Source organism: Achromobacter sp. ACM05 (genome assembly GCF_019218915.1).
GTDB lineage: Bacteria > Pseudomonadota > Gammaproteobacteria > Burkholderiales > Burkholderiaceae_B > Achromobacter > Achromobacter animicus.
On record NZ_JAHUWQ010000002.1, the window covers coordinates 1,141,695 to 1,156,094 of the forward strand.

Annotated in this window: 11 protein-coding genes; 3 read left to right on the plus strand and 8 right to left on the minus strand. The window is 65.7% G+C overall.

Annotated features, from left to right (window positions below; genetic code table 11):
- Positions 1–91: 91 nt before the first annotated feature.
- On the minus strand, positions 92–925 hold the full coding sequence (locus tag KW836_RS16135) for a DUF4189 domain-containing protein (protein WP_239213770.1): 834 nt from the start codon (positions 923–925) through the stop codon (positions 92–94).
- Positions 926–1,229: 304 nt separating this feature from the next.
- Between KW836_RS16135 and KW836_RS16140 the strand changes: the two genes are divergently transcribed.
- Positions 1,230–1,796: a hypothetical protein gene (locus KW836_RS16140; protein ID WP_255595798.1), complete on the plus strand. Its 567-nt coding sequence runs from the start codon at positions 1,230–1,232 to the stop codon at positions 1,794–1,796.
- Positions 1,797–1,822: 26 nt separating this feature from the next.
- On the opposite strand, the gene KW836_RS16145 is transcribed toward KW836_RS16140, so the two are convergent.
- The 6 genes from KW836_RS16145 to KW836_RS16170 all read right to left on the minus strand — a co-directional run bounded on the left by KW836_RS16145 (position 1,823) and on the right by KW836_RS16170 (position 11,171).
- The gene (locus KW836_RS16145; RefSeq protein ID WP_218344019.1) at positions 1,823–5,422 is read right to left on the minus strand and encodes an autotransporter outer membrane beta-barrel domain-containing protein; all 3,600 of its coding nucleotides are present in this window, start codon (positions 5,420–5,422) and stop codon (positions 1,823–1,825) included.
- A gap of 180 nt (positions 5,423–5,602) precedes the next feature.
- Positions 5,603–7,252, minus strand: a complete 1,650-nt coding sequence (locus KW836_RS16150) for a PepSY domain-containing protein (RefSeq protein WP_218344020.1) — start codon at positions 7,250–7,252, stop codon at positions 5,603–5,605.
- A gap of 17 nt (positions 7,253–7,269) precedes the next feature.
- Positions 7,270–7,560, minus strand: a complete 291-nt coding sequence (locus tag KW836_RS16155) for a hypothetical protein (RefSeq protein WP_218344021.1) — start codon at positions 7,558–7,560, stop codon at positions 7,270–7,272.
- The gene (locus KW836_RS16160) at positions 7,547–7,849 is read right to left on the minus strand and encodes a hypothetical protein (protein WP_218344022.1); all 303 of its coding nucleotides are present in this window, start codon (positions 7,847–7,849) and stop codon (positions 7,547–7,549) included. The genes KW836_RS16155 and KW836_RS16160 overlap by 14 nt, the downstream gene beginning before the upstream one ends.
- A gap of 88 nt (positions 7,850–7,937) precedes the next feature.
- Positions 7,938–10,091, minus strand: a complete 2,154-nt coding sequence (locus KW836_RS16165; RefSeq protein ID WP_218344023.1) for a TonB-dependent siderophore receptor — start codon at positions 10,089–10,091, stop codon at positions 7,938–7,940.
- A 198-nt stretch (positions 10,092–10,289) separates the two neighbouring features.
- Positions 10,290–11,171 (minus strand): LysR family transcriptional regulator, encoded by an 882-nt coding sequence (locus KW836_RS16170; protein WP_255595800.1) that lies wholly within the window; start codon positions 11,169–11,171, stop codon positions 10,290–10,292.
- Positions 11,172–11,274: 103 nt separating this feature from the next.
- On the opposite strand from KW836_RS16170, the gene KW836_RS16175 reads away from it, so the two are divergent.
- Positions 11,275–12,024, plus strand: coding sequence for an SDR family NAD(P)-dependent oxidoreductase (locus KW836_RS16175; RefSeq protein ID WP_218344025.1), 750 nt, complete (start codon positions 11,275–11,277; stop codon positions 12,022–12,024).
- Positions 12,025–12,061: 37 nt separating this feature from the next.
- On the opposite strand, the gene KW836_RS16180 is transcribed toward KW836_RS16175, so the two are convergent.
- On the minus strand, positions 12,062–12,886 hold the full coding sequence (locus tag KW836_RS16180) for a DUF2625 family protein (protein WP_370633034.1): 825 nt from the start codon (positions 12,884–12,886) through the stop codon (positions 12,062–12,064).
- A 69-nt stretch (positions 12,887–12,955) separates the two neighbouring features.
- On the opposite strand from KW836_RS16180, the gene KW836_RS16185 reads away from it, so the two are divergent.
- Positions 12,956–14,290, plus strand: a complete 1,335-nt coding sequence (locus tag KW836_RS16185; RefSeq protein ID WP_218344027.1) for an MFS transporter — start codon at positions 12,956–12,958, stop codon at positions 14,288–14,290.
- Positions 14,291–14,400: the final 110 nt, after the last annotated feature.

Below are 14,400 nucleotides of genomic sequence, written 5' to 3' on the forward strand. Positions count from 1 at the left end.
TGCGCGTTGGCGTAATGCGCCACGCGGCGGCTTTAACAACAAAAACGGGCCCGCAGGCCCGTCTTGTTGCAAGCGGCATCGTGCGCCGCCGTCAGTTCGGTTTTTGGTCCTCGCCCGCATAGCCGTCGATATACGAACGGCCGGAACAACGCACCATCGCCACGCAAGCGGGGCTGCCGGTCTTGGCGCTGCAAGCGGCACGCGACTCATCGCGGGCCGTCTTCGGGTCCGGGTTGAGGACGGTGAAGTTGGTGCCGCGCCCCTTGGCTCCCTTGGGCCACGCGAGACCGACGCAGCTGTCGGTGTACGTCAGCACCTTCCGGCAGCCCTTGCAGTCTTCCCAATCCAGCAGCTTGGACAGCGCATCGTTTTCGTTGGGATAGCCGTCGGCATAGAGAAGGCCGCCTTCTTCGTTTTCGGCGATGGCGCCCCAGTATTCGCGCTGGTTCAGCTTGGCCGACAGCCGCTCCAGATCGGCGGGCGTGGCCTTCACGGGCGCCTGCATGTCGGCGGCGCTGTAACCCGGGCCCACGCACAGCGGCATGGTGGTCAGGCGGCATTTGCCGTCGGGACTGCCGGCGGTGCAGCGCCGGATCGCCTTCTTGGCGGCCATCTCGGGCGACACGCTGTTGCCCGGGAACAGATCCTGAACGGAGTTGCGCGCGTACACCATGCAGCTGTCGGAGAACCAGCTCAAGACCTTGCATTCCTTGCCGCCGGCCTTGCGGCACTCGGCCAGCGCGGCGGCTTCGGCCGCCTTGCCATCGGTTTCGGGCAGCACCCAGAAAATCCGGGAATGCTTGCCGTCCGTGGCGATGCCGCCGTAGAGCTTTTCGGCGGCGTGCGCCGTGGGCGATGCCAGCCCCGCCACCAGGGCCAGGGCCGCAAACGCGGCGCGGATCAGGAATTGAAAGCGAGCGGGCATGATCGTCGTGAAATCCAGTGGATTGGGCGGGGACGATCTTAGCGCAGCGTCCCCGGGGTCCGTCCCTCTATGGCGTTGCTCAACCGGCATATTAGGTAACAAATTTCACACTTCGGATTGCGAACTCCGGCCCCCTTTTTCGGTAAAAATGTCGCACTTTCCAGCGCGGGCCATCCTTGTCTCGGCCGCGCGAATTGCCGTCGCGGGCGCCAGCGAACAATGGCCCCGTCACGAACAGACACAATCGGCGCCGTGTCCTCGCCTACCGAGGGACCTGCCACCCCGCAAGCCTGGACCACACACCATGAAGCCGACACCGCATTCCAACCGACACCGCAGTTCCTTCCTTCTGTTGACCGGCCTGCTCCTCACGCTGGGTCTGGCCGGCTGCGCGCCGATGCCCACCGGCGGCAGCTCCACGATGCCGTCGCTGAGCCAGGTCTTCAAGTCGGGTCTGTCGTTTTCGCCCAGCGTGAACGTCGCCAAGAACATGGAAGGCCGCTCCATCGACGACGCCATTGCGGCGCTGGGCGAGCCCTCCAAAATCCGGGCGGTGGGCAACACGATGGAGCTGGAATGGTCGGACTACCAGTCCGCCCCCTACACCGAGTGGGTGGTGGACAGCACCAGCCAGCAGGTCGTGGGCATGATCCCCGCCACCAACACCACGGCGGCCACGCCGGTGTTCCAGAACAGCAGCACCGGCCACTACGCCAACCGCACGCGTGTGTATGAGTGCAAGGTGCTGATGCGCATGCAGGACAGCGTCATCACCGACACCAGCGTCGATGGCAATGTGTGCCCGGAGTTCATCAGCGCGCTGCGCAAGTGGGCGGGCGAGGCCGAGGCGAAGAATTACGTCGTCAAGTAAGTAGCGCGTGCAATGCTTCGCCATCGCTAGAAGATGATTTTGATCCCGGCATTGAGGTTGTAGTTGCTGGACTTGCGGCTACCGATGCCTTGTTCGGTGCCGGCTTGAACATTCAGGAAGGTATTTCCGCCCAGCAGGCTGTCGTATCCCAGCGTCAAACCCGCTCGCGGACCCGCAAGTTTGTTCTTGAAGGTGATGTCGCCCTGCGTGGCCGTCGCATAGCGGCTTGACGAGTGGCCTGCGGTGGTTAGAAGGTTGACCGTCGCCCAAGCCGTACTGGCCCTGGCGGAATCGGCATCCCATGTCCTGGACAGGCGCAGGCCCAGTCGGCCCGTCAAGCTGTTCACGCCGGGAAACTCCACCGCGCTTGCGTCGTCCTGACCGCCCGAGAACTTGATCCGCTGATAGATCACCTGCGCCTGGGGCTCAAGCCGGAGGTTGCTGGTGTCGTCGCCAACGGCGAATGATTTTCCGGCCTCCGCGGAGATCAAGCCGCCCCACCCCGTGGTCGTCAACTGACCTGCGCCCGCAGCCGAATTGGCCCTGACGTCGTAGCGGCTGACCTGCGTGACCAGATCCAGATAGCTGCCCTTTCCATCCAACAGCGTGTAGTAGCCGCCCAGGGTATACGCCGTCTGCTCGCTGCGCCCCGCGTCGACGGTTTCTTTGCTGACTTCCAGATAATGGTCCACGTCGGTCTTCATGGTGCTGGCTGACGCAAAGACCCCCGCACTGCGCCGCGACAAGCCTTGAAAGTTTACATAGACGTCGGTTCCAAGCTGGACGCCCGCCAGCCTGGAGCGCGTCGCGACGTCTTGCGCGGCCAGTCCGGCGCTGCTGCCGTGATTACGCCCCAAGTCCGCCAGGCTGCGTGCCCACACGATGGGGTAAACCTTGCGGGCCAGGCTTTCCGTGGCCCCCATCCGGTCATTCAGCGTGCCGACGGTCAGTTCTCCGTGGCGCGCGGCCTGATTGCCCAGTTGGGAATACAGGGAAACCTCGGGCCGCGCTTCGCTGCGCACATACCAATTATGCGGAGCAACCTGTACGCCATTGACAACATTTGATCCGTGTTGCAACCGGTAGAGAAAAGCCCCTCTGCGGTTTGCCCCTGGCGTTTCCTCCCGTTGCACGAACGCGTTGTCGGTCGGGCCATTTGCCTGGACAACCATCACGCCGTCGCCGGTAAGCGCGTCCCCAACGGAGGATTCATCCATTTGCAGAACCAGATGTGTCGTTCCGACGGCGCCGCCGTTGAGCCGAATGAGATCGGTGAATCCGGTTTCCGTCGACTGCACATGCAGTTGGACGATACCGTCCTGGCCGTTCAGGTTGTCGGCGACCAGCACGCTGCCGCCGGATAGGCCATTGGCCGTGCCGGGCGGCATGAAGTTGATGCGGCCGGCAAGGTTGATCTCGCCAGCGAAGCTAATTATGGTCCCGTGACTGGTGGTCGCGTATACGGGGTTGTATGCGGGATTGTCCGGCCCGGTGAACATGTTCCAGCGGCTGGAGGCATCCACGTTCAATGTGTCCGGCACATGCATCCAGCCGTTCAACTCTGCATTGCGCAAGGTCAGCGTGTGTTGCGGCGGGAGCTTTGCCATGACGCCCGCCGCGCTTGACATCGAGCCCAGCGTCGTACCGTCAATGGCCAGTTCTCCCTGGTTCAGCAGTGTCAAGCCGGTGTAAGTCAGCGGCCCCGTCAGCGTCGTCAGGCCCGGGCCCGCTTTCACCACGTTCCCTGTGCCGGCGATCGCATTGCCGAACACGAAGTCATCCGCGCGGTTGAACGCCAGCGTGCCGTGGTTGATGAAGGCGCCGCTGCCGATGGCGCCGCTTGTGCCGCCCGCGCCGAGTTGCAGCGTACCGTCGTCAATATGCGTGAAGCCGTGGAAGTTGCCGTCGGCTGCGATGGCCAGGGTGCCCCCGCCCGTCTTGGCAAAGTCGCTGCCGTCTCCGGTCAGCACGCCGTGCAGCACTGACTGCTGTCCGTCGTCGACGCTGATCGCGCCCGTGCTGTCAACGACCACATCATGGTGGAGGGCCGCGTTGTCCTGGAGCTGCAGCGTTCCGCCGTCCAGCGTCACGGCATCGAGCGTGCTGCCAAGACTGTCGCCGCTGGTAATGGCCAATGTGCCGCCCGTGATGCGCCACGCGGTGCGTGCCTGCGTGGGCGCATGGACCAATTGCCAGGCGCCTTCGGAGGCTTTCTCGAAAGCGGAGAAGCCCTGGTACACGTCCTTGTTGGCGCCAACGCCCCCAGCAGCGCCCAACTTCGAAACGTCGAAAGCCATTGAAGCGCCGGTCGTCGGGTCGACGCCTGCCGCGCCGTCAAGCACCAGCGTGTTGTTGGTGGATCGGGTGGCATCCACGGTGCCCTGGATATCGCTGCCGGCCTGCAACCTCAGCACTGAATTGTGGGCCGTATCGGCGTACAGGATCGCCACCGATTGCTCCGACCCCGTGCCCGGGACAATGCGGCCGGCGTTCGTGATCACGGTGTTGGCGCCCACGACGTGTATGCCATAGCCGCCCAACGACGTGCCGCCAGCGCTTGACCCCGTAGGCCCGCCTTCGGCGCCGCCGCCTCTGCCCCCCAGGCCACCGGGCGCGCCGCCACCCCCGCCTCCGGCGCCAGTCCGGGAAGAAACGATGTTCGCGCCGTTCGTGCCATTCAGGTTGTTGGAGGCGCCAGGCTGCCCGCCACCCGCGCCGTAGGCCAACCCGCCGCCGGCCCCGGCCGCTCCACCGCAACCACTATCGGCGCCATTGGCGCTTTCGCAGCCAAACGGATTGAGGCTGCCGCCCGCACCGCCGCCGCCGGCGCCAAAAAAAGCGGAGCCCACGGTGCCATCCAGCCCTGGCTGACCGCCGTTGCCGCCGTCGCCTGGCAGCATAGGCACTCCATTCAAGGGAATATCGCCGCCACCGCCGCCGCCGCCGCCCGCGCCGCCCACGCCATCGCCGCCTCTCCCGCCGGCGGCCGACCCCATGTTGAACGCGCTGCCGCCGCCGCCCCCGCCGCCACCACCGGCGCCCCCTTGCATCAGATCCCGGTTGGTCAACACCGCGCCGTCCGCGGACAGCTCGACACCGTGTCCGCCCTGGCCGCCATTGCCGCCGGCTCCGCCGCTGCCGCTTACCTGGCCCCCGCCCCCGCCGCCACCGCCACCACCGCCACCCGCGCCGCCGATCAGACGTTCCGCGTTCTCGAACGGGGTGGTGTCCGTGATAACGACAGCGGTGTGCCCGGCGCCGCCATCGCCGCCGCGCATGCCGGATGTGCCACCCAAGCCGGCGACACCGCTTTCACCGATAATGTCCGCCAGCGCCGAAACCGGCGCCAGCAACGCCACGCTCGCGATGAAACACGTTGCACGGCGGTGTCTGAAAGCACCTGGACCGGCGTTCCCGCGATCAACGAATATGGATTTCTTTATTTTTGCGTGACCGGTTGCCTTTGAAACCGCATGCACGCCGCTTTCCACAGAATCGCACCCGCAACGCATGTTCCCCCCTGCTTGGATTGGCTGATAAATCCGCGTCGTCATCACGCCCAGCGAGTGGACCGGGAGCGGCGCAGCCAATTTCAATTGGTCGCGCTCGACGCAGGACGTTTGCATTAGGGGTCAATGCTAGAAAACCCTTCCGAATAAACATTGAGCACAAATACTCTGACTGAATCAGATCTGTCTGGTATTCATGTTCTGACGAGGATTTGATCGCCGGGCACAGAGACCAAAAATCTGCAATAGCGCGCGGTTTTTTTGCTTGTATGAGGCGCCGCGCGGCCGGCCCGGCGCTCAAGCGTGCGTTTCAGCTGTGGTGTCCGCCCCGGGGCGCGAGCGCCGGAGCGCCCACGCGCTGTCTGCTTCGCCGTGCGCCAGCCGTCGCTGCGTGGCTCGCGCCATCCATGTGAACCCGAGCGCCATCGCCAGCGCGGTCGCGTCCACGCCCAGCGTTGCTGCCGACGAGTGCGCCCACAAGCCGGTTGACGGCGCCACCACGCCCAACAGTGAGGTCAACGGAATTGCCAATGTGAACGCGGCCGCCAGCCATAGCAGATGCACCGCCGCCGCTGCACCGCCTCGCACGAACGACCAGACAATGGCCGCGAAGAACGCCGCGTAGTACAGCCCTTTGATCCACATGTCCACGTCGGCGACATGCCCATGCAAACCCTTGGCGGCGAGCATCATGAGCGAAATGCCGCACACGCTGCCCAGGCACACGCCCACTGTCGTGGACGCCATCAACCGCGTGTCGAGCCGCTGCACCGGCACCGCGCCGGTTCGCCGGTCCGCGCGCTTGCGCCGCGACTCGATCCAGAGCAGGTTGCCGCTGTAGAACAGCCACGCGCCCGCCAGCCCCAGCAGGAAATACAACCACTGCACCGCCGCGCCGCCGAAGGACGCCATGTGCAATGCAAAGAAGCTGCTGACCCACAGGTTGGCCGCATCCTGGCGACCCGGCAGGTAGTCGGTGTTGAGCACTTTGCCGCTGTACGGGTCCATCGCCACGAAGCCGCCGCGGGCGCGGGGCGACACCGCGGCGGGGTCCTTGCCCCAGATGCGGACGATGGCGCGTGGCGCGGTCACCTGCGTGTACTGCAGCGCAATGGGCTCGAACGATGGCGACAGCCTGCCCGCATGCTGCAGCAACTCTTGCGGCGTCAGCATGGAGGACGGATTGCGCGGCGCGGCGTCGGGCGTAGCGCCACCACCGCGCTGGAACACCGATTCCAGCTTGCCGCCGTACATCAGCCGGTCCTGAATGTCGTAGATGCCATCGTGAAACGCGAACACGACCGAGCTGAGCGCCATCACGATATGGAAAGGCAGCGAGATGATGCCCACCACGTTGTGCGCGTCCAGCCACATGCGTTTGCGGTTCTTGCCCACCCGCAGCGCGAAGAAATCCTTGACCAGCGAAGGAAGCAGAACGATGACGCCGGACACCAGCGCAATCGCATACAGCGACGCGACGACGCCCATGAACCAACGGTTGGGGTCGCTGTCCGCCGGCAAACCGACCACGCGATGCAGCACGTCGATGAAATTGCCCAGCCTGCTGGGCTCGGCCTCGCCGATCTGCACGGCCCCGGCCGCGTCCAGGCGGGCGACATAATGCCGCACGGTTGATTCGTCATGGTCGTCGGCCTGCGGGTCGCGCACTTCCCATGCCATGCGCGCAGGCACGTTCTCGGTGGGCTGCAGATGAATGGTGAAGCCCTTGGCCACGTCGGGCCGCGCCGCCAGCGTCTTGGCGATCAGGTCGGGCGCGGTTTCAAGCGGCGCCATCGCCACGTCCGGCCGCGGCGACGCCCAGCGCGCGATAGGTTCCTTGAAGAGGGTCAGCGCGCCCGCGTAGAACGCAATGAACAGCGCCATGCCGGTCAGAATGCCCGTCCAGGTATGAACGGATTTGTAGATGCGGATGTAGTCGGCTCGCATGATGGCGATCCTCCTGCTTATAACGCGCCGGCCGCGTACAGCCCGCCATACAGCGCCAGGCAGATCCCGCCCAGCCAGCACCAGGCGCGCAGACCGCTGCCGAAGAAGTAGACGGTGGACGCGATGCCCAGCCACACGGGCGGCACCAGCCACATGGCAAGCTGCGAGCGCGTCGCAAGCGGTACGGTGGACGTCAAGGCGGCCAGCAGCACGCTGGCGCCCAGGGCGATCGCGAATCCCAACAACGTGCCGGCCAGGGTCTTTGAGACCCAGTCACGGCGGATGGGCGCTGGCTTAGCGGGCGTCATCGCGTACTCCCCCGGGCATGGCTCTGCCGTACATCCGACGCAATACGCCCAGATGCGGAATCAGGCAGAAGAACAGCATCAGCGCCGTACAGAATACGAACACCGCGGTGACCACGGTGAATCCGTACAAGCATCCCCAGCCGCCCAACGCCAGCAGCGCGATGCCCGCCGTGCGGGCGGGCGCGGCGGGCCACGGAGCGCTTGCCCATTGCTGGTTGGGCGATGCGCGATAGATGCAGAAGCAGCCGATGCACACGGCAATCAGGCTGGCAAGGATGAGGACTGGCATGGTCACCCCGGAGTGAATGATGTCTGGGTCCGCCGCACGCCCCGATCGCTGGAACGGAGGGCGCGGCGGACGCCATGCAGGCCGCCTGTCAGAAGGTGATGGCGGCGGACGCCATGACGCTGCGGGCGGGCCCCAACGTCGCAATGGGCGTGGTGTCGCTGAAGATGCCCGCGTAGTAATACTTGTTGAACACGTTGTTGACGTTCAGGCGCAGCACCACGTCGCGGCCATTGACCTTCGTCGCATAGCGCGCGCCCAGGTCGACCTGGCCCCAGCCGGGGATCTCGATGTTGTTGGCCGAATCCGCGTACTGGCGCGACGTCGCCTGGACGCGTCCGGTCAGCGTCAGGCCAGGCACCCACGGCGTATCCCACTCCACCCCGGTGTTGACCTGCCAGCGCGGCGCGCCGACGGCAGTATTGCCGTTGTAGCGGCCATATGAAGTCTTGACCTGCGTGCCCTGCGTGTACGTGACGCCACCCAGCACGCGCACGCCCTGCGCGATCTCGCCAAACGTATTCCACTCGACGCCGCGCACGCGCTTTTCGCCACCGTCCGCATAGGTGGGCTGGGCGGTGGAGCCTTCGGTCACGAGCATCGGCTTTTCGATCTCGAAGAGCGCCAGCGTATTGGTGAAGGTGCCGGCGTTCCACTTCACACCCAGCTCCTTCTGCTTGGTCTTGTAGGGGGCAAAGACTTCGCCAAAGTTGGATGCGGTGGTGTCAGTGACGCTGTCGCCCTTGCTCAGGCCTTCCACGTAGTTCGCGTAGAACGACAGATCGGGCCCCCACGGCTTGACGACGACGGCCACGGCTGGCGTCACGGCGTCTTCGTCGTAGCGCGCCGTGGTCTTGCCGGTCTTGTCGAAGTTGCTGGTCTTCACGCGCTGGTTGCGCACGCCGCCGGTCACGCGCAGCTTGTCGTCCAGGAACGACATGGTGTCGACCAGCGCCAGGCTGGTGAGCGTGTTCTCGCTGGTCTTGGGCGGGCTGCCCGGCAGCGCCGGCATGACCGGCGTGATGGGGTCGTAGATATTGGACCGGAATACCGAAGCGGGACCGGTAGCCGATCCGTCCTCGAGCTTCAGGTAGGACGCCTGCAGCACGAGTTCATGGCCGACGCTGCCCGTCTTGAAGCGCGTGCGCAGGCCGCCCTCGGCGGTGGTGGCGTCGGTGTAGGCGCGCTGGCCCACGATCTGGCCGGTGAAATCGCCGTTGGGCTGGATCTGCCGGGCATGCGTGCCGTTGATGAGGCCGGACTGGTCGCTGTCGCGCCGGCCCACGCCCGCGAACGCCGACACGTGCTCGTTGAAGCGGTACTCGGCCTGGCCCATGACGGCGTTGCTCTGGATGCTGCCGTACGCGGTGCTGAACTGGTTGATGCGGGGATCGGGCGCCACCGGCACCACCGGGCTCGCGAACCAGAACATCGCTGGCGTGCCGCCCGTGAACGATTCCTGGCTGTGGTAGGCGTCGATGGATGCCGTCAGCGCGCTGCCCCGGTAATCCAGGCCCGCCGAGAGGAATTCGCGCTTTCTGGACTGGCCGTCCAGCGTGGTGGCGCCGTCGCTGAACGAACCGTTGACGCGCGCGCCCCATTCATTGCGGGCGCCAAAGCGCCGGCCGGCGTCGATCGTGGTGCCCAGTTGCCCATCGGACAGCCAGTCCACGCCGAACGTGGCCGTGGGCGTGTCGGTCGCACGCTTGGTGACCAGATTGACCGTTCCGCCCACCGCGCCGCTGGGCGCCATGCCGCTGAACAGCGCGTTGGGCCCCTTCAGCACTTCAACCCGCTCGACGAATTCCACGGGCGTGCGGCCCATGGGCGCCAAGCCGTACATGCCGTTGATCGCCACATCGTTCTGGTTGACGTCGAAGCCCCGGATGCGGAAGTTTTCGTAGGCGTGGCCGCTGGAGGTCGTGAAGCGCACGGACGGATCGTTCGCCATGACGTCGGCCAGCGTGCGCGCCTGCTGGTTCTTGATGAGTTCGGACGTATAGCTGGTGACGTTGAACGGCGTGTCCATGACGGACTGGTTTCCCATCAGGCCGAGCCGCGCGCCTTCTGCGACCTGCCCCCCGGCATAGACCGGCGGCAGGTCCCCGTCGCCCAAGGCGCCCGCCGTCACGGTGACAGGCTGCAACGTCGTCGCCTGCTGCGCGTCCTGCGCGTACGCCGCGTGCAACGGCAACATCAGGGTGAGCGCCACGCTAGGGGCGATTCGCGCTACTCGCGAATCCATCAAAAACAATTTTTCCTCAGACACTTTCCACGCCCTCAAGTTCAATGCAAATGAGAATGATAGGCGCTTATCTTACGAAAAATATCGTTAACACGGCAGTGGTCAACCTGGCATGCGCGAAGAATTTGCGCTCGCGCAAACGATTCGATGTGGACCTGTTTTAATTCCGCCACACGTCCTGCGCTCGCTCGGATGACGCTACGCAAGCGACTGCAGCTGATCCGCCATGAATTCGATGAACAGCCGCGCCCGCATGGGCGCGTGGCGGCCGAAAGCGTGCAGCACGGACACCGGCACGCGGGGCAATTGCGCCTCGGGCAGCACCTCGGTCAGCCGCCCGGCCGCAAGGTCGTCGGTGACCGCCAGCCGCAGGATCTGGATAATGCCCAGGCCGCCCAACGCGGCCGCGCGCAGCGCCGTGCCGTCGTCGGTGTCGAACACGCCCTCCGGGCGGACCACCTCCCCCGATGCGAACGTGATGGGAAAAGGGCTTCCGGCCAGCAGATATCGCACGTGCGCGTGGCGCGGCAGATCACCGATGCTGCGCGGCGTGCCACACCGCTTCAGATACGCAGGCGACGCCACCAGCGTCAGTGGCAGTTGCGCCAGTTGTCGCGCGTTCAGTTCCGAATCCGCGACACGGCCCGCGCGGATCGCAAGGTCGAATCCTTCGCGGATCAGATCCACATGGCGGTCGGCAAGGCTCATTTCCAGCTTTAAGTCCGGGTGCGCGGGCAGGAAGCGGTTGACGATGGGCGTCATCAGCAGGCGCCCCAGGTCGCCGGGCGCCGTGATCCGCAGGCGCCCTTGCGCGGTCGCTGCCGGCTGCATGACCTCGCTGGCATCATCCAGCGCTCGCAGCAGCGGCGACACGCGCTCGTAGTAGGCCGCCCCCTCGGGTGTGAGCGACAGCACTCGCGTAGACCGCTGGAACAGCCGGATGCCGAAACGCCGCTCCAGCCGCGCGATGGCCTTGGACACGGCAGAAGGCGACGTGCCCAGGATCCGGCCGGCGCTGCTGAAGGAGCCGGCCTCGACGGCAGTGGCAAAGGCAACCAGCGCGGAAACGTCAGGCGGCATGTCCATTGATGACCTTGCGGAATAGGTGCTTGTACAAAGATCCCCTATTTAACGCTTTTTGGAATAGATAGAGTGGCCTTTCCTTCATCTTTCTGGAAAAGCCATGACCCCACTACAGGGAAAAGTCGCCCTCATCACCGGGGGCAATAGCGGCATCGGGCTCGCTTCCGCCCTCGCCATCGCCCAGGCCGGCGCACAGGTCGTCATCCTGGGCCGCCGGCAGGACGCGGTGGACGCAGCCGTGCGCGCCATCGGCCATGACGCGCTGGGTATCACGGGGGACGTGGCCGACCTGGACACGCACGACCGCGTGGTCGCCGACGTCCGGCAACGCTTCGGCGGCCTGGACATCTACCTGGCCAACGCGGGCGTCGCCATTCTGGAGCCGTCGGCGCAGGTGTCCGTCGAACACTACGACCGTCAGTTCGCGACCAACACGCGCGGGGTGTTTTTTGGCGTGACCAAAGCCCTGCCCGTACTGAACGACGGCGCGTCCATCATTCTGGTCAGCTCGATTGCCAGCGCCAAGGTGCTGGAAGGCCATGCCGTCTATGCAGCAAGCAAGGCCGCCATCGAAGCCATGGCCCGCAGTTGGGCGCTGGAACTGAAGGCGCGGCGCATCCGCGTCAACGTCATCAGCCCCGGCCCGGTGGATACGCCCATCCTGGAAAAGCTGGGACTGCCCGCTGATCAGCGCGCGGGGCTGGACGACGCCATGGCCGCCGCCATTCCCCTGGGCCGGATGGGCCGCCCCGACGAACTGGCGCGCGCCGCGCTGTATCTGGCCAGTGACGAGAGCAGCTTTGTCACGGGCGCCAACCTGCGGCTGGACGGCGGGATGGCGCTGACGTAGGGCGCCAGCGCGCCGGGCGGACTGTCAGACGGCCGGGTCAATGCCCGACATCAACGCCCAATGTCAGGGCGTAGTGTTCGGCGATATCGACCGCCTTGCGCGAACTGGCCGCCGGCGAGCCTTCCTGGGTCCACAGGAACGGATAGAACGAAAAGCACTGATCCGGGCCCAATGCTTTCACGTCGGCTTGCCATTCGGGCCAGCGCAACGCGGCATAGAAGTCCTCGATTCGTCCGGCCAGCATGGCTTGCAGGAAATCGGAGTAGCCCAGCTCCAGCGCCTCCCATTGCAGGTTGTCGGGCGCGCGGTAATAGAGCATGCCCGGATCATCGCCCAGCGCACCGCCGTTCAGCGCAAAGAAGCCGCCCGCTGCGTCGTCCGCGACAAGCAGCAAGCCATCCGCCCGCCCCGCGTTCCAGCCGGCCAGGTCGCGCGGTAGGCGCGGATGCCCGCTGCCCAGCACGCGAAGCCAGCCGCCATCAAGCAGCAGGCCGCCCGTGCCGTGCGCGATGGCTCCCATCGGGGACCGGGTCGTCACTTGCAACGCAAGCAGGACATCGTCGTTGCGTGGCGAAGGCGGTAGGATTTCACACTGAACAGCCGCACCGGCAATCCAATCATGGACGAGCGGCAAGGCCGGCTCGGTTTCGTTGATGAGTTCGTTCAAAGGTCGCATGGGGTGCGATGCTGACCGGTTCAGCCCGATCTGGCAAGCCAGCCGCAAGCGCCCAGGGGGCCCGCCGGACCACCCGCCAATCAGCGCTACAATCCGCGCCGGATTCCCGCCGAGCGTGCCCCGAGCACCCGGCCCGCGCCCAAGCGCATGGCATTGCCCTCCCAAGCCAGGCGAACCATGACGCATTCCCCCAACCCATTGATCGTTTGTCCGGTCGCACCGGATGCTTTTGCTGTTCTGGAAATCGAGGATTTCATGTCTCGGCAGTTGTTGGGCCTGGTGCTCGGGCCCCTACTTGGCTTGTTCGTTGTCTGCATCGGCAACGCTTTCATCTCTTCCCTCACGACCCTGCAGTTGGACGCCGCCGGCGAATCGGCCACGGTGGTCGGCATCATTTCGTCGTCGTACTTCATCGGGCTGACCCTGGGCGCGATCTTCAATGACCGCCTGATCCTGCGCATCGGCCATATCCGCGCCTACAGCAGCTTTGCGTCCCTGATCGCCGTGACGGTGCTGCTGCAGGGCCTGATCTTCAATCGCGAGGCTTGGTTCATGCTGCGCCTGATCAACGGCTGGGCAAGCGTCGGCGTCTTTCTGGTGGTCGAGAGCTGGCTGCTGCTGGCGGGCGATGCCAAGATGCGCGGCCGTCTGCTGGCGCTGTACATGATCGCGCTGTATGGCTCGGGCATGCTGGGCCAGCTGGAGCTGGGCGCGATCACGCGGCTGGGCGACATGGCGCCGTTCATGGTGGCCGGCCTGCTGGCGTCACTGTCCGTGCTGCCGATGGTGATCATTCCGCGCGTGTCGCCGCTGGTGGAACGCGTCGAGCCGCTGTTGCCGCAGCATCTGGCGCGCATGACGCCCACCGGCGTGATGGGTTGCTTTGGATCGGGCGTGGCCATTGCCGCGGTCTACACACTGCTGCCGCTCTATCTGCAGCGCATCGGCCTGGACGTTGCCGAGGTCGGCAAGATGATGGGCGCGGTGATTCTGGGCGCCATGGTGCTGCAGTATCCGGTGGGACGCTGGTCGGATCTGCGAGACCGGCAGGTGGTGCTGATCGCGCTGGCCGTATTCTGCGCCGTGCTCAGCCTGCTGATCCTGATGCTGCCGCCGGGCTCGTCCTTCTTGATGCCGCTGCTGTTCCTGCTGGGCGGCGGCGTCTTTGCGATCTATCCGGTCGCCGTCAGCCACGCGGCCGACCGCGCGCCGGCCGACGCGCTGGTGCGTATGATCCAGGGGCTGCTGCTGATCAACTCGCTGGGATCGGCGCTCAGTCCGCTGGCGATTTCGCCGGTGATGGCGAAGTTTGGCGAAGCGGGCCTGTTCTGGTGCTTTGCGCTGTTGAACCTGGGGTTGGTCACGTTCTTTGTCTGGCGCCGCAACGAGCGTCCCGCGCCCGCCCCCGTGGCGCCCTTTGCTGCCGCCGCGCAGATGTCGCCGGTGGGGGTGGAGCTGCGCGTGACCGATGACCTGATCCAGGGCGCGCTCGACCACGAAATGACCGAGGATCTGACCGACGCGGTACACGGCGCCGAGGCCGCCGAGCCCTTGCTGAACACCGTGCCGGACGCGCCGCCGACGGCCTGAGGGGCGGCATCAAGCGGCAGATTCCGGTAGCCTTTGCGCCAGGACGGCGGGCCAAAATGCGCGCATACAGCGGGGATTCGTACCGGCGTGTATCCGTGATTCCTGCCGCA

Coding starts and splice junctions, on each gene's coding strand:
- KW836_RS16135 (WP_239213770.1), bottom strand. CDS start 925: ATGCCCGCTCGCTTTCAATTCCTGATCCGCGCCGCGTTTGCGGCCCTG.
- KW836_RS16140 (WP_255595798.1), top strand. CDS start 1,230: ATGAAGCCGACACCGCATTCCAACCGACACCGCAGTTCCTTCCTTCTG.
- KW836_RS16145 (WP_218344019.1), bottom strand. CDS start 5,422: ATGCAAACGTCCTGCGTCGAGCGCGACCAATTGAAATTGGCTGCGCCG.
- KW836_RS16150 (WP_218344020.1), bottom strand. CDS start 7,252: ATGCGAGCCGACTACATCCGCATCTACAAATCCGTTCATACCTGGACG.
- KW836_RS16155 (WP_218344021.1), bottom strand. CDS start 7,560: ATGACGCCCGCTAAGCCAGCGCCCATCCGCCGTGACTGGGTCTCAAAG.
- KW836_RS16160 (WP_218344022.1), bottom strand. CDS start 7,849: ATGCCAGTCCTCATCCTTGCCAGCCTGATTGCCGTGTGCATCGGCTGC.
- KW836_RS16165 (WP_218344023.1), bottom strand. CDS start 10,091: ATGGATTCGCGAGTAGCGCGAATCGCCCCTAGCGTGGCGCTCACCCTG.
- KW836_RS16170 (WP_255595800.1), bottom strand. CDS start 11,171: ATGCCGCCTGACGTTTCCGCGCTGGTTGCCTTTGCCACTGCCGTCGAG.
- KW836_RS16175 (WP_218344025.1), top strand. CDS start 11,275: ATGACCCCACTACAGGGAAAAGTCGCCCTCATCACCGGGGGCAATAGC.
- KW836_RS16180 (WP_370633034.1), bottom strand. CDS start 12,886: ATGCGTCATGGTTCGCCTGGCTTGGGAGGGCAATGCCATGCGCTTGGG.
- KW836_RS16185 (WP_218344027.1), top strand. CDS start 12,956: ATGTCTCGGCAGTTGTTGGGCCTGGTGCTCGGGCCCCTACTTGGCTTG.